This is a genomic window from Chryseobacterium sp. ERMR1:04 (assembly GCF_001297705.1).
In the GTDB taxonomy this organism is placed as follows: domain Bacteria; phylum Bacteroidota; class Bacteroidia; order Flavobacteriales; family Weeksellaceae; genus Chryseobacterium.
The window spans coordinates 529,520-554,387 of record NZ_LIRF01000003.1; the positions used below are offsets into that span (position 1 = coordinate 529,520).

26 protein-coding genes are annotated in these 24,868 nt (G+C 34.1%); 22 read left to right on the top strand and 4 right to left on the bottom strand.

Features of this window, described 5'->3' with window-relative positions; translation table 11 throughout:
* Positions 1–90 precede the first annotated feature (90 nt).
* Together AMQ68_RS02515 and AMQ68_RS02520 are read left to right on the top strand one after the other, a co-directional pair.
* Complete coding sequence (locus AMQ68_RS02515) at positions 91–2,427, top strand: TonB-dependent receptor (protein WP_054509045.1); 2,337 nt, start codon at positions 91–93, stop codon at positions 2,425–2,427.
* A 3-nt stretch (positions 2,428–2,430) separates the two neighbouring features.
* Positions 2,431–3,237, top strand: coding sequence for a DUF4249 domain-containing protein (locus AMQ68_RS02520; RefSeq protein ID WP_054509046.1), 807 nt, complete (start codon positions 2,431–2,433; stop codon positions 3,235–3,237).
* Between the two features lie 198 nt (positions 3,238–3,435).
* Here the strand turns inward: AMQ68_RS02520 and AMQ68_RS02525 are convergent, their stop codons facing one another.
* On the bottom strand, positions 3,436–4,431 hold the full coding sequence (locus AMQ68_RS02525; RefSeq protein WP_054509047.1) for an SDR family oxidoreductase: 996 nt from the start codon (positions 4,429–4,431) through the stop codon (positions 3,436–3,438).
* A gap of 246 nt (positions 4,432–4,677) precedes the next feature.
* Here AMQ68_RS02525 and AMQ68_RS02530 point away from each other — a divergent pair, with 246 nt between their 5' ends.
* The 6 genes from AMQ68_RS02530 to AMQ68_RS02555 all read left to right on the top strand — a co-directional run bounded on the left by AMQ68_RS02530 (position 4,678) and on the right by AMQ68_RS02555 (position 11,001).
* Positions 4,678–5,499 (top strand): AraC family transcriptional regulator, encoded by an 822-nt coding sequence (locus AMQ68_RS02530; protein ID WP_054509048.1) that lies wholly within the window; start codon positions 4,678–4,680, stop codon positions 5,497–5,499.
* A gap of 57 nt (positions 5,500–5,556) precedes the next feature.
* Positions 5,557–5,982, top strand: coding sequence for a VOC family protein (locus AMQ68_RS02535; protein WP_054509049.1), 426 nt, complete (start codon positions 5,557–5,559; stop codon positions 5,980–5,982).
* Positions 5,983–6,064: 82 nt separating this feature from the next.
* A complete protein-coding gene (locus tag AMQ68_RS02540; protein ID WP_054509050.1) occupies positions 6,065–6,922 on the top strand; it encodes an AraC family transcriptional regulator in 858 nt (285 codons plus the stop codon).
* 77 nt (positions 6,923–6,999) lie between these two features.
* Complete coding sequence (locus tag AMQ68_RS02545) at positions 7,000–8,121, top strand: FAD-dependent monooxygenase (RefSeq protein WP_054509997.1); 1,122 nt, start codon at positions 7,000–7,002, stop codon at positions 8,119–8,121.
* Between the two features lie 774 nt (positions 8,122–8,895).
* Positions 8,896–9,753, top strand: a complete 858-nt coding sequence (locus AMQ68_RS02550) for a DMT family transporter (protein ID WP_054509051.1) — start codon at positions 8,896–8,898, stop codon at positions 9,751–9,753.
* A 114-nt stretch (positions 9,754–9,867) separates the two neighbouring features.
* Entirely contained in the window at positions 9,868–11,001 is a 1,134-nt protein-coding gene (locus AMQ68_RS02555; RefSeq protein WP_071254646.1) for an NAD(P)/FAD-dependent oxidoreductase, read from the top strand.
* A 53-nt stretch (positions 11,002–11,054) separates the two neighbouring features.
* Here AMQ68_RS02555 and AMQ68_RS02560 read toward each other — a convergent pair whose 3' ends face one another.
* Positions 11,055–11,549, bottom strand: a complete 495-nt coding sequence (locus tag AMQ68_RS02560; RefSeq protein ID WP_054509053.1) for a hypothetical protein — start codon at positions 11,547–11,549, stop codon at positions 11,055–11,057.
* 233 nt (positions 11,550–11,782) lie between these two features.
* On the opposite strand from AMQ68_RS02560, the gene dapB reads away from it, so the two are divergent.
* Positions 11,783–12,583: a 4-hydroxy-tetrahydrodipicolinate reductase gene (gene dapB / locus AMQ68_RS02565; protein ID WP_054509054.1), complete on the top strand. Its 801-nt coding sequence runs from the start codon at positions 11,783–11,785 to the stop codon at positions 12,581–12,583.
* A gap of 86 nt (positions 12,584–12,669) precedes the next feature.
* On the opposite strand, the gene AMQ68_RS02570 is transcribed toward dapB, so the two are convergent.
* On the bottom strand, positions 12,670–13,350 hold the full coding sequence (locus tag AMQ68_RS02570) for a LexA family transcriptional regulator (RefSeq protein ID WP_054509055.1): 681 nt from the start codon (positions 13,348–13,350) through the stop codon (positions 12,670–12,672).
* 336 nt (positions 13,351–13,686) lie between these two features.
* On the opposite strand from AMQ68_RS02570, the gene AMQ68_RS02575 reads away from it, so the two are divergent.
* From AMQ68_RS02575 to AMQ68_RS02635, 13 genes are all read left to right on the top strand, one after another.
* Positions 13,687–15,078 carry a PLP-dependent aminotransferase family protein gene (locus AMQ68_RS02575; protein WP_054509056.1) on the top strand — a complete coding sequence of 464 codons (1,392 nt, stop codon included), beginning with the start codon at positions 13,687–13,689 and terminating at the stop codon, positions 15,076–15,078.
* Positions 15,079–15,319: 241 nt separating this feature from the next.
* Positions 15,320–16,072 (top strand): transporter substrate-binding domain-containing protein, encoded by a 753-nt coding sequence (locus tag AMQ68_RS02580; RefSeq protein ID WP_054509057.1) that lies wholly within the window; start codon positions 15,320–15,322, stop codon positions 16,070–16,072.
* Positions 16,073–16,118: 46 nt separating this feature from the next.
* Positions 16,119–16,592 carry a RidA family protein gene (locus AMQ68_RS02585; protein ID WP_198408873.1) on the top strand — a complete coding sequence of 158 codons (474 nt, stop codon included), beginning with the start codon at positions 16,119–16,121 and terminating at the stop codon, positions 16,590–16,592.
* Between the two features lie 11 nt (positions 16,593–16,603).
* Positions 16,604–17,110 carry a GNAT family N-acetyltransferase gene (locus AMQ68_RS02590; protein ID WP_054509059.1) on the top strand — a complete coding sequence of 169 codons (507 nt, stop codon included), beginning with the start codon at positions 16,604–16,606 and terminating at the stop codon, positions 17,108–17,110.
* 172 nt (positions 17,111–17,282) lie between these two features.
* Positions 17,283–17,897 (top strand): response regulator transcription factor, encoded by a 615-nt coding sequence (locus AMQ68_RS02595; RefSeq protein WP_082383948.1) that lies wholly within the window; start codon positions 17,283–17,285, stop codon positions 17,895–17,897.
* Positions 17,898–18,250: 353 nt separating this feature from the next.
* A complete protein-coding gene (locus AMQ68_RS02600) occupies positions 18,251–19,120 on the top strand; it encodes a DMT family transporter (RefSeq protein ID WP_054509060.1) in 870 nt (289 codons plus the stop codon).
* Between the two features lie 121 nt (positions 19,121–19,241).
* Positions 19,242–19,565, top strand: coding sequence for a helix-turn-helix transcriptional regulator (locus AMQ68_RS02605; RefSeq protein ID WP_054509061.1), 324 nt, complete (start codon positions 19,242–19,244; stop codon positions 19,563–19,565).
* A 5-nt stretch (positions 19,566–19,570) separates the two neighbouring features.
* Positions 19,571–20,041, top strand: coding sequence for an SRPBCC domain-containing protein (locus AMQ68_RS02610; RefSeq protein ID WP_054509062.1), 471 nt, complete (start codon positions 19,571–19,573; stop codon positions 20,039–20,041).
* Positions 20,042–20,081: 40 nt separating this feature from the next.
* A complete protein-coding gene (locus tag AMQ68_RS02615) occupies positions 20,082–20,660 on the top strand; it encodes a YdeI family protein (protein WP_054509063.1) in 579 nt (192 codons plus the stop codon).
* Positions 20,661–20,678: 18 nt separating this feature from the next.
* Positions 20,679–21,068 carry a DoxX family protein gene (locus AMQ68_RS02620; protein WP_054509064.1) on the top strand — a complete coding sequence of 130 codons (390 nt, stop codon included), beginning with the start codon at positions 20,679–20,681 and terminating at the stop codon, positions 21,066–21,068.
* Positions 21,069–21,118: 50 nt separating this feature from the next.
* Complete coding sequence (locus AMQ68_RS02625) at positions 21,119–21,679, top strand: DUF4256 domain-containing protein (RefSeq protein ID WP_054509065.1); 561 nt, start codon at positions 21,119–21,121, stop codon at positions 21,677–21,679.
* 199 nt (positions 21,680–21,878) lie between these two features.
* Positions 21,879–22,916: an aldehyde reductase gene (locus tag AMQ68_RS02630; RefSeq protein ID WP_054509066.1), complete on the top strand. Its 1,038-nt coding sequence runs from the start codon at positions 21,879–21,881 to the stop codon at positions 22,914–22,916.
* Positions 22,913–23,692: an AraC family transcriptional regulator gene (locus AMQ68_RS02635; protein WP_054509067.1), complete on the top strand. Its 780-nt coding sequence runs from the start codon at positions 22,913–22,915 to the stop codon at positions 23,690–23,692. Before AMQ68_RS02630 ends, AMQ68_RS02635 begins: the two co-directional genes overlap by 4 nt.
* An 89-nt stretch (positions 23,693–23,781) precedes the next feature.
* On the opposite strand, the gene AMQ68_RS02640 is transcribed toward AMQ68_RS02635, so the two are convergent.
* Complete coding sequence (locus AMQ68_RS02640; protein WP_054509068.1) at positions 23,782–24,741, bottom strand: hypothetical protein; 960 nt, start codon at positions 24,739–24,741, stop codon at positions 23,782–23,784.
* Between the last annotated feature and the right edge of the window lie 127 nt (positions 24,742–24,868).

Here is a 24,868-nt window from a genome sequence, read left to right on the forward strand (position 1 = left end):
ATTTAACTTAAATGATAGATTAAAGTTTATTCCATATCCATAAACAGAAATTATTATAAAAAAACTCTACTACATTAAACAATAAACTGAATGCAAACATCTTTTTTTAAAATCGCGGCTGCCTCAGCTGCGCTCTGTTTCAGTACTTTAGCTGTGGCGCAGCAAAAATACTCGGTAAGCGGAACGGTAAAAGACCAAAAAAATGGGGAATTACTGATCGGGGTGACAGTAAAAGTAGCTGAAGATCCTTCGATCAACGTGGTGGCTAATGAATACGGATTTTATTCTCTATCATTGCCTGAGGGAAATTATAAAATGATTATTTCATATCCCGGCTACAAAGATTTCGAACAAGATATAAAAGTAGATCAAAATATTAAGCTGGACCTTCCTTTGAATCAGGAAGATAAAAAAGAACGAACAGCGAATATTGATGAAGTGATTATTTCCGGAGTAAAAAAAGATAAAAATCTTTCGACTGCTCAAATGGGTACGGAAACATTAAGCATCAAAAACATAGAGAAACTTCCTGTTTTATTCGGCGAAAAAGATGTGATGAAAACCATCCAGTTATTACCGGGGATTAAAAGCAATGGTGAAGGAAGCAGCGGATTCAGTGTAAGAGGAGGCGCAACAGATCAAAACTTGATATTATTAGATGAAGCTCCTGTTTATAACGCTTCACATTTATTGGGATTCTTCAGTACGTTTAACAGTGATGCTTTAAAAGATGCAAGTATTATCAAAGGAAACAGTCCGGCACAGTACGGAGGACGACTTTCTTCGGTGATGGATGTTAAAATGAAAGACGGAAATAATAAAGATTATAACGTTAATGGAGGAATCGGTTTAATCAGCAGCAGGCTGAGTGTGGAAGGGCCTATTCAAAAGGAAAAATCGTCATTCATAGTTTCAGGAAGAAGAACGTATGCCGATCTATTTCTGAGAGGAACAGATGATTTCAAAGACAGCAAGTTATACTTTTATGATCTTAATTTAAAAGCCAATTATCAGATCAACGAAAACAACCGTCTTTACCTATCCGGATATTTTGGAAGAGATGTGTTGGGAATAGGAAAGACCTTTGCAACAGATTGGGGAAATACCACAGGAACGTTACGATGGAACAGCATTATCAACAGCAAATTATTCTCTAATACGTCATTGATTTACAGTGATTATGATTATAAAATCAGTCTGGAAAGCAATGACAATACATTTGGTTTAAATTCAAAAATTCAAGACTGGAACCTGAAACAGGATTTCACTTGGTTTGCAGGAAATAAACATTCGGTTCGTTTTGGTCTGCAGTCTATTTATCATACCATTACGCCAAGCAGCGCTTCGGGAACAAGCGTGAGCAGTTTTCCAAGAAATCCGAGAAAATCATGGGAAAATGCCGTGTACATCAATGATGATTTTAAAGCCACTGAAAAGCTAACCGTTAATTATGGGTTAAGACTTTCCGGTTTCAGTGTTTTAGGAGGCGATACATTTAATACCTACGAAAACGGAAATCTTACCGACAGTAGATTTTTAGAAAAAGGGAAATTTGGAAAAACGTATGTAAATCTTGAACCAAGAATTACGGCGAATTACAGAATCAACGAGGTCAGTAGTATTAAAGGAGGATATTCTAGAAATACCCAAAACTTACACCTTTTAAGCAACAGCAGCAGCGGAAACCCTACCGATCAGTGGATTGGAAGCAGCTATACCGTGAAGCCTGAAATTGCAGATCAGATCAGTGCAGGATACAGCAGAAACTTTAAGAATAACAATTACGAAGTGAATGCAGAGATTTATTATAAATCAATGCAAAATCAAATCGACTTTAAAAATGGGGCTCAGATCTCATTTGATACCGCTGCCGATGTAGAAAGTGAACTGCTTTTCGGTAAAGGAAGAGCGTATGGTTTAGAATTAATAGCGAAAAAGAAAAGCGGAAGATTAACAGGTTGGATTTCTTACACGTTATCTAAAACAGAAAGAAAAATTGATGGCATTAACGATAACGAATGGTACAATGCAAGAATGGATAAAACCCATGACCTTTCTATCGTTGCAACGTATGAACTGAATAAAAAGTGGTCGGTTTCAGGATTATTCCTTTACAGCACAGGAAATGCCGTTACTTTCCCTACCGGAAAATATGAGTTGAACGGACAAACGATATTCCAGTACAGCAACAGAAATGCAGACAGAATGCCGGCGTATCACAGAATGGATCTAAGTGCTACGTATGAACCGGACTCTAACAAACGTTTCAAAGGTTCGTGGTCATTCGGAATTTATAATGTGTATGGTCGTGAAAATGCTTACACCATTACGTTTAAAGATAATCCTGACAATCCTGGAACAACCCAAGCTATGCAGACCTCATTATTCCGTTGGGTACCAAACATCACTTACAATTTCAAATTTTAAATCATGAAGAATACATTTTTTATTATATTATCCCTGTTGGCATTAACGTCTTGTGAAAAAGAGATCGACCTCGATCTTGACGATAAAAGCGGAACCATTGTTATTGAAGGAAATATCACCGATCAGGCTGGACCTTATACCGTGAGAATCACAAAATCGGTGGCTTTTACACAAAATAATCAATATCCTGCGATTGCAGATGCTCAGGTTGTTTTAAGTGATAACACAGGACAAACCGAGGCCTTACATTATGTAGGTGACGGAAAATACCAGACGACTGCTTTTACGGCGGTAACAGGAAGAACTTACACGATGAAAGTACAGGCTGAAGGAAAGCAGTATACGGCGCAAAGCACGATGCCTGCGGTGGTAGCTTTTGAAGGACTTACGCAGGATTCTTTTGTTTTTGGAGGTGTAACAACATATACCCTTTTACCTGTTTTTACAGATCCTGTGGCATTGGGAAACCGTTATCTTTTTAATTTTACGGTTAATAATAAACCTAAAAAGACATTCAATGTATTTTCAGATAATGTAAATAACGGATTACCTAATCAGCGACCTTTATTCCTTCCTAATGATGACAGCGATAAGGCGGATGCCGTTAAAGTAGTGGTAGGAGATACCATTCATGTTGAAATGCAGAGTATTGACAACAATATCTTTACGTTCTACAGTGCGCTTCTTCAAATTACGGGAGACAATGGAGGTGGAGTTACGCCTTCCAATCCGCCAAGTAATATTAGCAATGGCGCTTTAGGATATTTCTCGGCACACACCTCAAGCACAAAAGATTTTGTGATTCAGTAGAAAATATTTCTCTTCAATTTTTCTGAATTGAAAAGCACACAATAATAAAATCCCGACGAAAGTTGGGATTTTTTGGTTTTAAATAGGAGAGGAATTGCTATGGTAGTCTTAAACTAAATGAAGAATAAAGCGTTGAGATCAGCAACAAAAAACATCCTTCGATTTGAAAGATGTTTTTGTGACTGAGTTTTTCTATACTTAATCTTTATTTGAAGATTTGTTGGTGAATAGCATATACGCTAATCCTAAACCAACACCTGCCAACACTGCCATTTTAGTTTTCTTTGATGGCACCGGAAACATCGTTTCACCATAAATTCTGTGAGGTTCTGATGATTGGTACAAGACATTTCCGTCATCAGAAGGCGCTTTTTTAATCTTCATCATCAATCGCATTCCTGCGGAGGCTATATTCATGATTGGTTTTGGAAATAGCCCATAAACGTTCTTTAAGATCATAGAAACAGCATCTGGAAATAGATCTTTTCGTGGATTTTTTGCCAATTCAACTATTTTGGTTGCGGTATCTCTGGGATCTGCTGCAAAGGGAGGAATTTTAAAATCTAAACCTGAATATTTAGCAGAATGCATATTTCCTGTAGATCGTTGAATCTGTGGATAGAGATTGCAAATATGCACATTAGGGAAATCTGAAATTTCTCCATGAAGACATTCCATCATCCCTCGAATTCCAAATTTTGTAGCGGAATATACCGCACTGTAGGGCGCAGGCATAAATCCGCCAATCGAAACGTTATTGATAAGGATTCCTTCATTTTGTTTTTTGAAAATAGGCAATGAAGAATAGGCGCCATGCATATAGCCAAACAAATTTGTTTTAATTACCTGCTCATTGAGCTTCATCGGAATATCTTCAAATTTTCCACTAGCCATTACTCCGGCATTATTCACCCAAATATCAATTCTTCCGTTGAATTGTAAAGCAGTCTGTGCCAAATTCTCAACCTGTTCTGCAATCGAAACATCTGTAGGAACAGCAAGCGCCGCAACATCCAGGTCTCTGCATAAACTTACGGTTTCATCTAATGCCTCTTTACCTCTCGCTGCAACAACAATATTACATCCTTCAAGCGCAAAAGCTTCAGCAACTGCTCTTCCAACGCCACTGCTTCCTCCTGTAATAACAACTGTTTTTCCCCTAAGGCTTTTCTGTATGATATGGTCTGATTTCATTGTGTGAATGGTTTTTAGGATTATACTTCATTAAAAACAACCTATTATTATGCCATACACCTATAAATTTTTCATTATAATTGATTAAAATCTAAATAATTAAAACTTAGGCTTTAAAATAAGAAGGTAAAATCTTTCGCTAATAAATAAATATTTCTTCTTTATCTAATTATTTATTAATTTTGATTCCATCTGCTCAAAAAATATTTTCACCAAAACCGTAGTCAAGAACTCTAATATTTCAACATGCAACACCTAGAATTTGAACCTTCTGAAGCGCTACAAAACAGCATCCAATGTTTTTGGTATGACAGAAGAGAATTCGGAGAAGTAGAATCAAGTTTTGAAGTGGTTCCTGATGGTTATGCAGAAATTATTTTTCATTTTGGAAGTGGCTGTAGCATTGCTCACAACGGAAATATAGAGCCTTTACCTTCACCATTTATGATAGGACTTCTTAATCAACCGGCTCATTTTTATGCAAAAAACAGTTTAGAGATTATAGGAATCAGATGTTATCCGTGGAGTATTTTTGATCTGCTTGAACTTCCATCCGGTAAAGACGATGTACAGATTTTTGAACACTCTATCGCTCAACTTCAGCCTATTTTGGCTCAATATATTAAGGATGGGAAAATAGAAGAAGCCATAACTCATGTACAAAAGGAGTTCTTAAGTATACCACAAATTTTTAACGACAATACACTTTCCAAAGCAGGAAATATCATGAGAGAGACAAAGGGAACCATGTCTGTAAGTCAAATAGCTACAGAGGCACACTCAACGGTGCGTACCTTGGAAAGAAAGTTTAAACAATCGTCTGGTCATACAGTAAAAGATGTATCCGGTTTGATTCGGTTTGAGCAGGTAAGAAATCAATTATGGCTAGATCCTGAATCTAATTTAGCTGCTTTAGCCATTGAATTGGGCTATACCGATCAGGCTCATTTAAGCAGAGAATTCAAGCGCTACAGCGGTACAACACCGGCAGCATTTGCTCGAAAAGCAAAGAAAGGAAAACAAATCATCAGCAGTGATTTTATCACATTCAAACAAAAGAAAATTTAATAAAAGCTTTGCTTACGATAGGAGTTGTAAGCTAATATTCAATACTTAAAAAACAATATGGAAGACCAAAAAAATCAAACTGAGAACCCAGCTTCACCTGCTGATACCACTCCAAAAGTAACAGGAATTGGTGGGATTTTCTTTTTCACAGACAATCCAAAGGAAACAAGAGAATGGTATGCGAAAAATTTAGGATTAGATACCAACGACTGGGGTTCAACTTTTAAATCCAGAAACGTGAATAATCCAGAAGAAGTAGATTCTTTGCAATGGAGCCCTTTTAAAAGTGGAAGCGAGTATTTTGCGCCTTCAAAAAAGGAATTTATGATCAATTACAGAGTTCAGAATATTGAAGGATTGGTAAATAATCTAAAAGAAAACGGTGTCACAGTGGTGGACGAAATTGTAGCCTACGAATACGGAAAATTTGTACATATTATGGATGCAGATGGCAATAAAATAGAGCTGTGGGAACCTGCATAAATTTGCTTTAAAAAATCAAACCACAAAAGGTTCTAAAGTATGTAACAAAAACTTTTGCATCTTTTGTGGTTAAAATCATATAATGAACAAAAACAGAACATCAATTCCTGTTAATTCCATGGCTGACGAACGCAGCCCGGGCATTGTTATGGAAAGAATATCTTTTGATTATCCAATGATTGAGGAAGAGGAGAAAGAATCTCATCGGCATGATCTTCATTCATTTTTCTTGCTTGAAAAAGGCACTGTTTCCATTGAAATTGATTTTCAAAAATATGATATTAAAGAATCATCTGTCATTTACATCCATCCCGATCAGGTGCATTATACCACAGCCGTTGAGAATATAACCGTCAGTACTTTTGCACTCAACAGTGAATATCTGAATCCTGAATATCTAAAATTATTGGATGAAATCAGACCTGTAAAACCTTTACTATTAGATAAAGAAACATACTCTCTTATTTCAGAGGCTCTATCACTTTCTCTAAAATTTTATGACCGGAAAAATGAAAAACTTTATCATTCTTTATTAAAAGATAGTTGCAACACCTTGGTATCATTGGTTATTTCTCAATATTTAGAACATACTCAATCTCCGGAAAAACTATCCCGATTTGAAATTATCACCAAGGCTTTTAAACAAATTTTAGAACAGAAATATATAACTGTCAAACGTCCGGCAGATTATGCCCAGGCACTTAATATTTCGACCCCATACTTGAACGAGTGTATCAAAAATACCACGGGTTATTCTGTTTCTTATCATATTCAACAGCGTATTGTTTTAGAAGCCAAGCGCTTATTTTATCATTCAGATCAATCGGTAAAAGAAATCGCTACAGCATTAGGATATGATGATTATCCTTACTTTTCACGCCTTTTTACCAAAGTTGCAGGAATCACTCCTTTGACTTTTCGAAACAAAAACCGCGATTAGTCCAATACTTACTTTGTTCTGATATTGCAGTCCCTATTTTTACGATGTTCCTTTGTATCAACAAAAAAATAAATACAATGGAATCATTAAAAGAAAAATCAGTCCTCATTTCCGGTGCGAGTATAGCCGGACTTTCAACCGCTTATTGGATGAATAGATTAGGCTATAAAGTAACCGTAGTTGAACTCGCCAGCAAACCTCGAACTGCAGGAGCAGCGATTGATATAAAAGGTTTGGCTTCAGATATTTCTAAACGCATGGGAATTTTTGAGCAATTAAAAGCAAACAGGCTGAATGTCGAAAAGATAGAATTTAAAAATGCTGATGATATTTCAGAAGGTTCAATAGTCTTGAATGAAGATCCCGAATCTACTGATGATGAGATTGAAATTGAACGTGATCAGTTTACGCATATTTTATTTGATGAACTGAAAAAAGATGTCGAATTTATTTTCAACAATAGCATCACAGCTTTAAATGAAACACAAGACAATATACAAGCGAGTTTTAAAGAAGGTTCGCAGCGCACATTTGATTTGGTATTAGGCTGCGATGGCATTCATTCGGGAGTGAGAAAAATTTGGTTTGGTGACGAAACAGAATATTCTCATTTTATGGGAGCGTATTTTTCTATCACGATTGCCGATAAACTTTTGATTAAACAAAAAACAATGCAAATGTACAATGTGCCGGACAAGGCTATTACATTGAATGCATATAACCATAAAACCGATATTATTTTTTGCTTCTTCTCAGAAAAAGAGATTAATTATGATTACCGAAATGAAGATGAACAAAGAAAAATTATTCTGGAACAATTTGAAGGACAAAGCTGGCGAACTGCAGAATTATTAGAAGAAATTAAAAACTCCGAATTTTTTTATTTCGATAAATTCTGTCAGATCAAAATGCCATCATGGACAAAAGGCAGAGTAGCGCTGATAGGCGATGCCGGATATTGTGCTTCTCCTGCTGCAGGAATGGGCGGTTCTTTATCCATGATTGGAGCTGCAACATTAGCGGATGCATTGGAAAAATATGAAGATAATTTCACACTCGCATTTCAAGAATACAACCAAAATTTGAAACCATTTATTGAAGAAGTACAAACTACCGCAGCAATAAACATTACAGATAATTTCATCCCAAGAACGGAAGAAGCCATTCGTCAAAGAAATACGCAAATACTTAGCTTTTAAGTGTTTTATCTTGAACTTGTAAACTTTCAATTTAACCGCAAAAGAGGCAAAAGATTAAAACATGAGTATTTTAAGTTGATCATTAAACTGGAAATAAGGACACATTAGTTTTTAAAAATCTTTGATTTTTAATCTTTTAAGAACTCTTGTTCTCTAAGAATTACATAATGCTTAGCTATCCATGTACCTTTTGTTGCTTTTGCGGTTAATTTTTAAATAAACAGAAAGTCTTTATCAATAGGAACGGGTTTTAACCCGTTCAAATAAAATAGAAAACCAATCGGCTTCAGCCAAAACTTAAAAAATACTGAAAAGTCTATGGTTTTTTACTGAATGAAATGCCATTACGAACTCTAAAACGATAAGTAAGAAAAGATATTTACAGATTTTGCGGTAAAATTAATTTCAGGCGATTTGCGGACAATCATAAAAATAATTAATAAACTTATAAAATTTCAAATTGACCACAAAAGAAGCAAAAGATTAATACATTAATATTTTAAGTTGATCATTAAACTGGAAATAAGGACACATTAGTTTTTAATCTTTTTGTTTTAAAACCTTGACATGGTTCTATAGAGGCTTTATCAATAGGAACGGGGTTTTAGCCTGTTCAAAATAAAAAACATTTTTTAATCACAGGAAAATTGATTCAAAAAAGGCTATAAAAGAATTATTTTTAAGAGATTTGCATTTTAATTGGGTAATGCCATCCAATCAATAAAAAAATACTAAGCCTTCTTGATTAGTGTTTTATAATCAATTGTTTTATAAATGAAAAAATCGAATAAAGCCGTTTCCGCAGCATTGTTATCTATGGTTTGTGTCCAAGGTGGGGCTTCTATAGCAAAACAGCTGTTTCCTACAATTGGAGCAGTAGGAACAAGTGTATTAAGAATTGGCTTGTCAGCATTACTTCTTACCATCATTAATCGTCCAAAATTTTCAACATTCACCAAGCAACAATGGTTATATTGCGGCCTTTATGGGATAGGAATTGCGGCCATGAATCTGATTTTTTATTTAGCAATACAAAGAATTCCATTAGGATTGGCCGTAACAGTAGAGTTTATTGGTCCTTTATTTTTAGCCTTATCTTTATCTCGTAAATGGATAGACATTCTCTGGGGATTACTCGCCTGTGCCGGTATTTTATTGATTGTTCCGTGGCAAAGTAATAATGTAGATTTATTAGGACTTTTACTGGCTTTTCTTGCGGGTGTTTTTTGGGCAGTATATATTGTAATGGGTGGCAAAGTAGCAGGAATAATGCAAGGGAAGGACGCTGTTACCACAGGAATGCTTTTCGCCATCCTGATTATTTTACCATTTGCATTATGGGATGGGGGAGTTTTTAAACTTACACCAATACTTTTCTTAAAAGGTTTGGGCGTGGCTATTTTATCAAGCGCATTGCCTTTTTCGTTAGATTTGGTAGCATTAAAAAAACTTCCGGCAAAAACCTTTAGTATTTTAACGAGTTTACAACCTGCCTTTGCCGCATTTTCTGGATTGCTATTTTTATCAGAAAAGCTTACCCTTTTGCAATGGATCTCTGTGGCGTGTGTCATCTCTGCAAGTATGGGCGCTACAATTTTTAGTGAAAGTAAAAAAAAGCAAACCGAAATATAAAATAGTCTAACTCGATTCATTTGATTTATTTGAAAAACATATTTTGTCGCATTTATACAATCCTGTTGCATCAAGATTTCAGAATTTTGTATTCAGATACAACAACACAAAATCATGTTATTAAAGAATAAGGAAATAGCTATTATTGGTGCCGGACCGGCAGGATTAACATTAGCAAAATTACTACAACAAGAAGGAGCAGACGTAAAGGTTTATGAAAGAGATCAAGATTCACAAACCAGAATTTGGGGCGGTACCTTAGATCTACACAAAGGTTCGGGACAGGATGCTATGAAAAAAGCAGGATTACTGGAAAGTTATTATGCGAAAGCAATCCCGATGGGAAGAACTATTGCTGATGAAAAAGGCAAGGTTTTATTCGTTAAAAATCAGACACCCGAAAGCTATCACGATAATCCTGAAATCAATAGAAATGATTTAAGACAGCTTTTACTCGACAGCTTAATATCCAATACAGTGATTTGGGACAGGAAATTTACAAACCTGGAAAAAACTGACGAAAAATGGATTCTACATTTTGAAAATAATATAATTGCAACCGCAGATTTTGTGATTGGGGCAAATGGAGGAATGTCCAAAGCCAGAAAATATATAACAGATGCAGAAGTAGAATATACCGGAACTTTTATTATACAAGGCGAAGTTTTTCAGCCTGAAATACAATGCCCAGGCTTTTTTCAACTGTGTGATAATAATATATTGATGGCCGCAAATCATGGAATCAATGTAATTGCAAACCCAAATAACAACGGCGCATTAACGTATAATGTAACGTTCAGAAAACCTGAGGAATGGATTCATGAAAATAAATTAAACTTTCAAGATACAGAAAGTATGGCTACATTTCTTTCTGATATGTTAGCTGATTGGGGTGAATGCTATCATCAATTATTCCGTTCAACTTCCTTTTTTGTAGGGTTACCAACCCGTAAAATTTCTGTAGAAGATCCTTGGAAAATTAATCGTCCTTTACCGATCACATTAATTGGAGATGCTGCACACGTGATGCCTCCTTTTGCTGGTCAGGGTGCCAATACCGCATTATTGGACGCGTTAATTTTATCCGAAAATCTAACCAACGGAAGGTTTGAAACAATAGAAGATGCCATCAACAATTATGAACAGCAAATGAGAGTTTATATAAGTGAAGCACAATTAGAAACGAGTAAAAATGAAATTGCCATGCACCAACCTGGTTTTTCGTTCCAGAAAAGGTTTAGCAATTAAAATCACAATAAGTACAAAGAATATGACACGTTCTTTGTACTTACTCCTATTATTTATCCTTTTTTAATTCCAATAGTCTTTAAGGCAGTAGGCGTTAAATATATTTCATCTAGAACAGTAAACGACTCAATATCAGTAAATGTTGAACATTTTAAGTCACTCTTATTAAAAGATAATTCAATAGAATTATTATAAGATGCAACAATACGAACGATGGAATAGCCGTTGTATACAATATCAAATCCTTCAAAATAACAGTTTCGTTCTGCTATTTGATATATTCTGTTTTCCTCAAACCCAACACCATCATTTTTTTCTCCGTCATTATGCTTTAATGTTTTCCAAACGCTATAATTTTTAGGTTCTTTAAGGACATTTCCATTGGCATCTACCGGAATAAACATTCCAAGAGTTAAAGGCTGTTTTAGGAAATTAGCATAATTATTCATCAAACTTAATGTCTGAAGATCTGCATATCCTTCGTTTAAATAGTATTCAATAACAAAAGTTGTCATCGGAATCAGCTTGTGAGAAGCATCAGTCGGCATAACCAGTCAATTTTTTGGGGAAATAAATATAATATTTTTATTTCACTACCACCAATTTGTTGCTTTTAATTTTTTTTCAGTAAAAAATGAAGATAATCATCCGTAAAAAATCATACATTGTAGTTGATCGTGTTGATTAAAAATCCTTCCTCAAAAAGACAAAAAAGAAATTAAAAATAACGCGATTCAGAAAATTGATAAAGACAGACATAAACCAATTTAAACAAAATAAAATGATCAAAGTTTTTATTGCCGGAGCTACCGGATGGGCAGGCTCTGAATTAAGCAAAGGAGTTTACAAAAAAGAGGATATGAAATTAGTGGGCGCTTTATCCAGAAAGAATAAGGGTAAAAACCTCGGAGAAATTTTAAGTTTAGAAAATGCTGAAATTCCCATTTATGATGATATTGATAATGCCTTATCTGAAGTAGATTTTGATGTTTTGGTAGATTATACAAAACCTGATGTTTGCAAGAAAAATACAATTTCAGCATTAAAGAAAGGGAAAAGAGTAGTGATAGGAACATCGGGGTTAACCGCCGAAGATTATTCAGAAATAGCTACCATAGCTGAAGAGAATAATTCTTCTGTGTTAGCGGTTGGTAATTTTTCCCTAACCGTAGTTCTTCTTCAAAAGTTTTCAGAAATGGCAGCACAATACATTCCAAATTTTGAAATTATTGATTATGCACATGAAGATAAAATTGACAGCCCAAGCGGAACAGCAAGAGAATTAGCCCATCGGCTTTCCCAAGTTCAGAAACCTACGGTACATATTTCAAATGATGAATTGGTTGGGGAAAAAGACAGTCGCGGCGCCAACCTTGAAGGTGTTCAGGTGCATTCCATAAGATTACCCGGCCATGTTATTTCTATTGAAACCATCTTTGGATTAAAAGATGAGAAGCTAACCATCAGACACGATTCAGGCTCAAGTGCTGAACCTTATGTAAAAGGAGCTCTTCTGGCAATAGAAAAAGTGGGAACATTTACAGGTTTACAACGTGGATTAGATACGGTAATGGATTTTTAACAAATCAACAAAATAGGATTATCTTTCTGTTTTACAAGATATTAAAAAAGGTAAAACAGAAAGATAATTTATATAAATGGGCGTAACTAGAATTCCTCCGGAAAAATTCCTGAAGCATATTTCCATACTTCTAAAATTTCTTCAAAAGGAATTTCGTAAGGCTCATAAAATGTATTATCAGAAGCAACAGTGATAGAACCTTTATTTTTTGCCTTCAATCGTTTGTAGGTAATTCCGTCATTTGAGGTTACAAAAATGTAAGAAGTCCCTGATTTTAAATCATTGATTCCTTCCATATATTTCCCAATAATAAAAGATCCATCCTTAAAAGGAGGCATAGAATCTCCACTGGCAGGGAAGGCCCTGAACTTTCCATTTTTCAGAAAAGGTAAAGAAATAGTGTCCAGACTTTCAATATAATCAGGATCGCTATATCCTCGTAAATAGCCCATAGACGCTTTCTGAGGAATGATTTCAATACTTTCGTTTCCATTCTGATCTACCACAACAGGCAATACAATCCTGTTATCGGGAAGTTTCAGCATATCATCTAAAGGATATTTTATCAGATCTACCGAAAGCAAAAGATCAATGCTTACATGAAACAATCTTGAAATCCTGATTAATATATCAACAGGAGGTTTTGATCTGGCGTTTTCATAGGAAATATATCGTGAAGTGGTTATGGTAATTTGCTCAGACAATTCGCGCTGGGTGATTCCTAATTTACCTCGCAAAAGCCTGATGTTATCTGAAAAAATTGACATTATTAAAAATTAGATTCACAAAAATACAAATTGTTTAAAGGAGAACATCAATTTTAGGGTAAAACCTTCCCTTAATATCATAAAAAGTAAGCTATTTGGCCTTATATTCTTCGTTATTTACTTCTTCCAGCCATAAAGTGGGTCCTTTTTCTCTTCCTGTTATCGCAATAGGAACATAGAATTAATGAAAAGGAGCTCCAAGATGATAAATCACAAAGACCTTTCCGCAAGCATTATACTACCAATAGCAGGTTTTGAAACAATGTTAAAGAATATAATTTTACTATCTTGGACAGATTTATTTTTTATATATTTTTCTGTAACAGATTAATTCTTATGAAAGAACCGATTTATATCACATTTGCGAATAGAATTGCCAAAATGATTGATGATGGAATATTTAAACCGGGGGAGAAGCTACCATCGTTAAGAAACTTGCACATGAAAAAGGGATTGAGTATAGGGACTATATTGCAATCCTTTAATTATTTGATGGATAAAGGCCTGATAATCTCCAAAGAAAAGTCAGGTTATTTTGTTAATGATCGGCCTTCTGAAATACTACCCTTACCAAAAGCACTACCGGTTTCATTATCGGAAAGAAGTGTTCATATCGATCAGTTATTACAAAAACTATCTTTCGATAGCCTCAATAAAACTTTTGTATCCTTTTCTAGTTCGCTTCCGGATAACAGGTTGTTTCCTTTTAATAGTATTAAACGAGTAATTCAACAAACATCGAGAGACATTAGCGGAAGTTATTTGGGGCTTGAAAGCAGAAATGGTAACAAAAATTTACGCGAAGAAATAGCTAAAAGATCATTACTTTGGAAAGGCTTAATCCATGCTGATGAACTTGTTATTACAAATGGTACAACTGAAGCAATTCTATGCTGTTTAAAGGCAGTGACTAAACCAGGAGATACAGTTTTAGTACAAGATCCATGCTATTATGGTGTAATGCAAATTCTAGAATGCCTAAACCTAAAAGTAGCCACTATACCTTCTCATCCAACAACAGGTATATCAGTAGACAATGTAAAAGAAGCTTTTGAGAAACTTTCTATAAAAGCTTGTGTCATAGTTAGTAATTTCAATAATCCCGATGGAGCAAGTATATCTAGTGAAGCCAAAAAACAGCTTGCTGAACTGGCTAAAATAAATCATATTCCTATAATTGAAGATGATATTTACGGCGAATTGTTTTTTAAAAGTAGCAGGCCAGACACTATTAAATCCTATGACACCGATGGATGGGTGATGTATTGTAGCTCTTTTACCAAAACGCTTATTCCCGGATTTCGTATCGGTTGGTGTGCAGCAGGAAAATTTGTAGATCAAGTAGCTCGCATTAAATCAATGCACAATCATTCTACTTCAACTTTCAATCAAAGAGTTGTACTACAATTAGTAAATTCGGGGGCTTTCGAAAAGCATTTGCAAAAATTCAGATTAGAATTACATAAAAACCTAAATCATACAATTTCCATTATTGAGCAATATTTTCCAGCTGGAACCAAAATAACACGACCTAATGGAGGATTAGCTATTTGGATTGAGTTACCAGAAAGTATCAATACTTCCGATTTTCAGGAAAAAGCTATTGAGAATAACGTTTCTTTTGCACCGGGTGAAATATTTTCATCAAAAGGTGATTACCAAAATTACATCCGAATAAGTTATTGTTTTTTATGGGAAAAAAAATTGAAAATGCACTTATCAAATTAGGACGATTGCTTACTGAAGAATTGAATCAGCGATTAACGTAAAATAGTTTTCCGAATTTAAATATATGATAATTAATAAATTAGATCATAATTCTTATTCTGTTACATTAAAATATTCAAAATCTGTATCTGTTATAAACGGATTTGTATTTATAATTTTGCTGAGAGATTCATTTTGATAGAACTCAGAAAATGAAAGATACAATTTTGATATTTTTTTCAGCACACTAATCTTTACAGCTATGCAAGCACAAAATTCAACATTCAAGTGGGATAATAATAAGAAATTTAGAATCGCATATGTCGATGAACCTCCTTTCTATTGGACTGAAGGTAATCTCGTTAAGGGTGCAGATATTGAACTGGCTGAAGTCGTACTTCGAGAAATTGGTATAATATCAATCGAATATTACCACACAACATTCGAAGAACTTTTATCAGGTGTTCTGGCTGGTCGTTGGGATATGAACGTGCCAATTTTCGTAACCTCTGAACGTGTAAAAGAGGTGGCTTTCAGTTTACCAGTTTGGTCTCTTGGTGATGGTTTCGTTGTACTTAGAGGGAATCCAAAAGGATTGATAAGCTATGAGGCTGTTAAAATGAGAAGTGATGCACGATTGGGGCTCATTCCTGGACAAAAGCAATTTGATGCTGCAAAATTAACAGGGGTGAATGATAGCCAAATAATGATGTTTAATAATCAGCCCGATGCAGTTGCTGCTTTACTGGCAGGAAAAATTGATGCATTTGCAGCAACTGCGATTGGAAATAATGCAATTGCTGAAGCTAATCCAGAATTGGAATCAGTACCTCACAAAAATAGTGGAGACGGGAAATCACCTGTTGGAGCATTCTCTTTCAGTAAAGACAATAATGAACTTTTACAAGCTGTTAACGAACAACTTCGTAAATATATCGGTTCGGATGACCATCGTACAAGAATGGCAAAGTATGGAATTACTGAAACCGAAATTGACGAGGTGGTAAATAAATAACTGTACGATATAAATCAATAACATTCAAGTAATTAAACTTAGTAAGATGAAGGCAGCAATTTTGACAATATTTATTAGCCTATTAATTTCTACAACAATGGAAGCACAAAACAATAACAATCAACAAAAAACCAATCCTAAATTTAATGATATTTCTCCTTTTGGATATTCCGAGTATGTTGAAATTAATTTAGGAGCTTCAAAGATGGTTATTTTATCAGGCCAATTGGCACTTGATGAGAAAGGAAATACAGTAGGGTTAGGAAATTTTGAAGTGCAGGCAGATTATATTTTTTCTAACATCAAAAAAATCTTAGAGAAAGCTGGCGGGTCAATGAATAATATTGTAAAATTGAATAACTATTTTGTTAATATTAAAAACCTTCCGGCATATAGAACAATACGAAATAAATATATTGATACTAAGCATCCACCCGCACAGACTTCTGTAGAAGTAAAGCAGCTTTTTAGTAGTGATGTTTTATTAGAAGTTGAAGTTACAGCAATAATCAATAATTAATTTCTTTTGCTATGGAAATACAAAACGCTACAAATAACGATATTGATGAAATTTTCAGACTTTACAAAATAGCTACAGATTTTCAAAAGTCAAAGTATATCGTTCATTGGCCAGAATTTGAATTAAATCTTGTACAAACAGAAATCTCTGAAAACAGGCAATGGAAGTTAGTTATTGGTAATAAAATAGCTTGTGTTTGGGCAATAGCATTCAGCGATCCTCAAATTTGGGAAGAACTTAATAATGATTCTGCAGTTTATATTCATCGAATTGCTAGTAATCCTGAATTTAAAGGGCAAAATCTTGTGGAGCACATAGTAGCATGGGCAAAACAATATGTCTTTGATAACAAAAAAAAGTTTATCCGAATGGATACTGTTGGCGAAAACCAGGGGCTGATTAATTATTATACAAAATGCGGTTTTAGTTTTTTAGGGCTTTCCAAACTAAAAAATACAGAAGGACTTCCAGCTCATTATAATAATGCAACAGTAAGCTTATTTCAAATTGCGTTATAGGGAGTTTAATGATAAAATATTACTTTATAGAAATAAAAAACTTCGTCTTCATTATCTATCTTTATGATTAAATACAACTCATTTTATTAAAAAATAATTGTATACTTCAAAAATAAGCTATTTAACATAATAATGGATGATATTGTAAATGTCAAGCGTATAAAAGAGTATAATGATTTCAATAATGTTGAAATGCTGCATCATACATGGAACATCCTTGGGCAGAAGAATAGGAGAGTACAGCTTTTTTTCCTATGCTGTAAATGAAGCGTTGCATTTATCCGAGCAGGAAAGGAAAATCATCATGGATTGTCTTGAAAAAATAGAGTATGAGCTGAAACATGCTATAGATAAGCACAGTAAGCATTTAATTGTCTCAAATATTGAAATGTTTCTGGATTACTGCACAAGGTTTTATGACCGACAATTTATGACAAGAGATTTTGTAAATCATGGTATTATAGAAAGATTTGAAGGTTTATTAACAGGCTATTTTAGTTCTGATAAACCTTTAGAATTAGGTCTGCCAAATGTTAATTACTGTGCAGAAGAACTTAGATTATCTGCTAATTATTTTGGAGATCTTATCAAAAAAGAAACAGGCAAATCTGCTCAGGAATATATTCAACTAAAACTTATAGATGTTGCTAAGCAGCAAATGTTTGATCTTAATAAATCAATTAGTGAAATTGCGTATGAGTTAGGTTTTAAATATCCACAGCATTTTACAAGATTATTTAAGCAGAAAACAGGAATGACGCCGAATGCTTTTAGGAGCTTAAATTAGTAAAAAATAAAAAAAATTAATTTGAATTGAACGCTAAAACGAGATTCTATAAATAACTTGTTTTGAAACTGTTACTATATTCTATTTAACATAATATAAATTATAGGATTTTATTTAACTGAACATTTAAAGAGAGTATACCATATACATTCTGGAATTTTCCTAAATTTGCAGCTATATAAATAAATATGAACCACGCGAGCTGTTTGCCTCCTCCAAGATTTTAATATTTCTAAAAAGTAAATGAAGTATTTATAATTTCACGCTGATAAATTTTTATTGGCTGTCTTATAATGCTTCAGATTTAGCCAAATATTAATTTAAAATCTTGTTGTACAGACAGATCATTCTCAATGAAAAAATCATATTTATTATTGCACATTGCTGTGATACTTGCCGGGTTTACCGGTGTTTTCGGAAAACTAATATCTCTTAATGAAGGCTTATTGGTTTGGTATAGACTTCTTTTTTCAACCTTAATATTATATGCGATTTTAAAACTGCTCAGAATCGATTATACCATTTCGCATCGTGAAAAATTCCGTATAGCCAAAGTTGGCTTACTCATTACTTTGCATTGGCTGTTTTTTTATGCCAGTATAAAATATTCGAACATCTCAATTGGCGTAGTTTGTTATTGTCTCACCAGTTTTTTTACCGCTTTATTTAAACCTTTAATTGATAGAGAAAAATTTAAGGCTTCAGAACTGTTGCTGAGCGCTTTGACAATTTTTGGGATCAGTTTAATTTTTCATTTTGATTCTTCCTATCAATTAGGAATTGGCCTAGGTGTGGTATCATCAGCCTTTGGAGCATTGTATACAATTTATAACAAACGGCTGGTCAATCAATACGATGCTAAGGTTATCAATTATTATCAAATGTTTGCAGGAACCCTATGCCTAGGAGCTTTTTTGCCCATTTACCTAGTGTTCTTTCCGGCAGATAGCATAATACCTGACTTAAAAGATATGGCCTATTTGGGCGTCTTATCGCTTTTTTGTACAGTAGGCCTTTATGTGGCATTTGCAGAGGTTTTGAAGAAAATTCCTGCATTTACCGTAAATCTTACCTTCAATCTTGAGCCCATCTATGCAATCATCATGGCTCTCCTATTCTTCAATGAAAGCAAAGAGATCGGTTTGCCATTCTATGCCGGCCTATCCTTCATCGTGATTTCAGTTATTTTGCAGACATTTATTTCAATTCGTAAGAAATCATAATTTTAAAAACCTCTTGTAATAAGGCATTACAAGAGGTTTCTTATTCAAAATCAACAATTTACACCAAAATATTTGCGTAGCCAAATAACTTCATATATATTTGTAGTCAAATAGCTTCATAATGAATTTAAGACGAGATGTATTTCAGGCCATAGCAGATCCTACCAGAAGATCAATCCTTATGTTGGTTGCCACACAATCAATGACTGCAGGAGCTATTGCTTCAAATTTTGAAACTGCAAGACCCACAGTTTCAAAGCATTTACAGATTCTTACCGCATGTGAACTACTCCATCAGGAACAAAATGGGCGCGAAATTATTTATCATCTCAATCCAAATAAAATGAAAGAAATAGCCGATTTTATAGAACCTTTCCGTCAAATGTGGGATGAAAGATTCAATACGTTAGAAAGTGTAATGAAAGCCTATCAACAGAAAAAATAGAAAACATGGAACTTAAAACGAAAATACACGCTGAAGATAACAAACAGGAAATACTTATCACAAGAACGTTTGATCTGCCTTTAGAGCTATTATTCAAAGCGTACACAGAAGCCGAATTGGTTGAACAATGGATGGGAACAAATGTTTTAAAACTTGAAAATCAGCAACATGGCGGTTATCAGTTTGAAACATTAAATCCCAAAGGCGATGTTGTTTTCCGTGCCAATGGAACTATCCATGAATTTATTCTTAATCAAAGAATTACACGAACTTTTCAAATGGAAAATACGCCTTTTCCTGTTCAGTTAGAATTTTTAGAATTTGAAAAACTAACTCATGAGACAAGTAAAATAACAATCCAAACCATTTATAAATCTGTTGAATACAGAGACCAACTCCTTAAACTTCCATTTGCGCAAGGTTTAAATAAAGCACATAATCGTCTGCAGGAAATTTTTTCTACTCCTGGAAATTGATCCATTATTACTCATTACCAATCACTTATTATTTATAGATATGAATCCTAAAGTAGATTTCTTCTTTGATAAAGCCAAACAATGGCAGAAAGAATTTGAAAAGTTAAGAGCAATTGCCCTGAATACAGGACTTGATGAAGAATTAAAATGGGGATGCCCCTGCTATACCTATCGTGGCAAGAATATTTTTTTGATTCACGGGTTTAAAGAATACTGCGCGCTCCTATTCTTTAAAGGTGCATTACTGAGTGACAGCCATTCTATTTTAATTCAACAATCTGAAAATGTGCAGGCTGCAAGGCAAATCAGATTTACAGAACTGAAAGAGATTGTTGATCTGGAAAAAATCATTACAACCTATCTATTTGAAGCGCTTGAAGTAGAAAAATCAGGTATAAAAGTTGAGATGAAAGAAACGAAGCAATTTGAAATGCCTGAAGAATTTCAAAATAAATTAGATGAAAATTCAGCTTTAAAAGAAGCTTTCGAAAACCTAACTCCCGGAAGACAAAGAGCTTACCTACTCTACTTTTCTTCTGCTAAACAAGCAAAAACACGTGAGTCAAGGATTGAAAAACATATTCCCGACATTCTTATTGGTAAAGGTATAAATGATTAATTTCTAAACAATTAAATAATGGAAACACAAAATAAGTCACAAAAAAGAAATAAGATTATCTACTGGATTTTTACTCTTTGGATGTCGTTGGGAATGGTTTCAACAGCCATTGTTCAATTAATGAAAAATAAAGATGAAGTAGAAAATTTCACAAAACTAGGTTTTCCCATTTACCTGATGACCATCATCGGAATCTGGAAAATAATAGGAGTTATAGTTGCTTTAATCCCTAAATGCCCACTATTAAAAGAATGGGCCTATGCAGGATTTTTCTTTACGATGTCCGGAGCTTTGGCTTCCCATATTATTGTGGGAGATCCTGTTAGCAAAATATTCCCACCTTTGTTACTTCTAACAATTACTTGTATTTCCTGGTATTTCCGACCGGCCGACAGAAAATTTATTTAATTATTTTTGAATACATTTAAACTTCAATTTCTAACACAAATATCATCCGTATGAAAAATAATAAAAAACTCTCTTCCGAGCATACAGAAGCTTTGCTTACAACGTTGAAAATTCGTTTTGAAAAAAATATGAACCGCCATAAAGACTTAGATTGGGATAAAATTCAGCCAAGGCTAAAAGCGAATCCGGATAAACTTTGGTCTTTAAATGAAATGGAAGATACTGAAGGTGAGCCAGATGTTATTGGATATGATAAAAAAACTGAGGAATATATTTTGGTTGACTGTTCTGTAGAAAGTCCAAAACGAAGAAGTCTCTGCTATGATTATCAGGCTTGGGAAGCAAGAAAAGCTAACAAACCAGAAAGTAATGTTATTGATAAAGCCTCAGAAATGGGGGTCGAATTATTAACTGAAGAGCAATATCGTCAGCTTCAAGAGCTCGGAAAATTTGATGTAAAAACGTCAAGTTGGGTAAAAACACCATCCCATATCAGAGAATTAGGGGGCGCCATTTTCTGTGACCGTCGGTATAATACGGTTTTCATGTATCACAATGGAGCCGACTCTTATTATGCTGCAAGAGGTTTCCGGGGTTTATTAAAAGTCTGATTATAAGTTCTTTTAATTACTTACCATTATACTTTCATCCATTTTCTTTTCTTTAATTTCATAGTGTATGGAACCGATACCGTTACAGATTTCCTGTCTTGTACTAATTTAGTCTTTCAAAATAATTGTTGTATTTGGACTTTTCGGGAAAGTACCGTAAAAGCTTAATCCCGACCTTTACATTATAAATAAGCAAACAATGAAAAATTCAGAAACAGTTTTAGTAACCGGTGGAACCGGATTTTTAGGTATCCAAATACTTCTTCAGTTATTACAAAAAGGATATCAGGTAAATACAACACTTCGCTCTTTAAAAAATAAGGATAAAATAATTGAAACACTCAGAACTAATGGGATAACTTCCTTGGAGCACCTCCATTTTTTTGAAACAGAATTAACAAAAGATGATAATTGGGAACAAGCCATGAAAGGGTGTACATATGTCTTGAGCGTAGCATCACCCGTTTTTTTCGACATCCCAAAAAATGAAGATGAAGCGATACGCCCAGCGGTTGAAGGCATACTTCGAATATTAAAATTTGCTAAAAAAGAAGGCGTGAAGCGTGTCGTAATGACTTCTAGCTTCGGGGCAATAGGGTTTAGTAATACCGATAAAAATAAAGAAACCACAGAAATAGACTGGACAAATCCAAACTTAAAAGGCTTATCAATCTATGAAAAATCAAAAGGAATAGCAGAACGCACCGCTTGGGATTTCATCAATAAAGAGGGAAATCAGTTAGAATTTGCAACCATAAATCCGGTAGCAATTTTAGGACCTTCCCTAAGTCCACATATTTCCGGAAGCTTTGAACTATTAACCAATTTACTGGATGGTTCTATGAAAAAAGTACCCAATATTCCCTTAAATATTGTTGATGTAAGAGATGTTGCAGACCTTCATATTCGCGCTATGATGAATCCTAATGCAAACGGACAACGTTTTATAGCATCAGCAGATGGACAAATTTCACTCCCCGAAATTGCTAAACTGCTAAAAAATAAAATGCCTGATGCTGCATCAAAAGTATCTCAAGAAACATTGCCTAATTGGCTGATTCATCTAGCTGGTTTATTTAATTCACAAGCCAGAACGGGATCTATGTTTCTGAAAATGAGCCGTAACGTAAGCAATGCAAAAGCAAAAAACATTTTGGAATGGACACCAATTGCCAACAATGAACAGACCATTCTTGCCTCATTAGACAGTATCATTACATACAATATTACAAAATGATAAATCCCGCAAAATTACCAGAAGTAGAAATCTTAGCAGAACAATTTATTCCTGATAACGTTCTTTTTTATATTAACAAAGGAACCATGCATTGCTATGATGGGAATAATACCTATACTTTTAAAGCCGGAGAATATGCCATTGCACGAAAAAATCGATTGGCCAGATATACAATAGAAAATAATGAAGATGGTTTTCAACCTTTTATATTTTGCTTTGATGAACCATTTCTTAAAAATTTCCAAGAAAAGCATAAGATAATCTCTCCTTCTTTTAAGTCAGTTTCAACCTTTATAAAAGTAAAAAAAACAGAACGGATTCCCAATTTTATCAATTCTTTACAATCTTATTCTGATCATTCGGGTAAAATTGATACGGCATTTGAAGATGTAAAATATGAAGAATTACTTATTATACTATTACAAAATGAACCAGAACTCGCCGGGATTTTCTTTGATTTTAGAATTCCAGAAAAAATTAATCTTGAAAAATTTATGAACCACCATTTTTCCTTTAATGTAAGTATCAATAGGTTTGCATTTTTAACGGGAAGAAGTTTATCTGCATTCAAAAGAGAATTTAAAACTATTTTTAATGAAACGCCTAACCGTTGGTTGGTACAAAAACGCCTGCAGGAAGCTTATTTTCTTATTGACAAAAGTAATAAGAAACCATCTGATATTTATCTTGACTTAGGATTTGAATCTTTATCACACTTTTCTTTTGCTTTTAAAAGACAATATGGAGTTCCTCCTACTCAGATTATAAAATCATAGATTGTCAAATTCGCTTCCTTATCAATTTAAAAAATAAGGTGAGTTCGTAAACCCACCTTATTTTATAGTTAGCCAATCGATCAAAAATATTAAGAATTTTTCAACCAGGGAGATTCTACGCTCCAAAATATTATGTTAACTCCTAAATAATTTTCTGCATACTCTACAAACTCTTCTTTTGTGAAAGGTTTCTTAGTCTTTGGATTTTTATAAGTTAATGTGGGTTCCTGCACCGCCATCGCTACCAAAGGTAAATTTCCTTTATATTTGTTAAAGAACGGATACGAGTTTTTCATCTGTGCATTTTTATTGGGAACAATATCTGGCCCACCCACACCTACATTATTCTCTTTGGCAAACTCAAATAACCTAGACATATATTTATGATCATTATCCCACTCACACGGAAAGAAATTCACATACTGTAAAACATAAGATTTTTTGAAGGCACTCCGGGCAAATTTCAAATTGTCAAGCTCAGCCTGAAAATATGTATCACAACTAAAACCTGTTTTATCTCTTTTCATATCAATGTCGATTGCAGTTTCCGGCAGATTGATTCCTTGAATTTTTCCATCAAACTTTTTGGCCAACTCTCCTATCAATTTTTGAAATCTTTGTTGAACCGCAGGATTCCATTGCTGAGTTACCCATCCATTTCCAACAGGTTTGTTTTCTCCTGGATTATCAAATTGGGGAACCAATCCTCCCGTAAACTCTTTTTCATTTAATATATAATCAGGAACATATCTGGCTTTAGGTTCAAAAAAACGATCCTGAAGTTGTATAAATAATTTTCTATTCAAATGAGTTAGATATTCCAGATCTTTTTCAATTCTTGAAAAATCATAAATATCTTTCGCTGTTTCTAAAGATCTCCAATTATAAACAATTTGAACACCACCAATATCTTTCCTAGTGATCAGTTTTTCAATCTTTTGCAAATCTCCAGATGAAGTATAAATATAATTTTGCGGAGTTTCTGCTTTTAATAGATGAAGTCCAAAAATAAATAGACTAATAAAAATAATTTTAAGTAAATCTCTCATAACCATGAATTTATTATAGAATAAGTATCATTTATCGTGCCTTAATTTATTTTTCGCTGTACGGGAAATTATCCAGAAATATTTTTTTTAAGCGATTCTCAGCGATTAGGAAAATCATTCTTTTGGC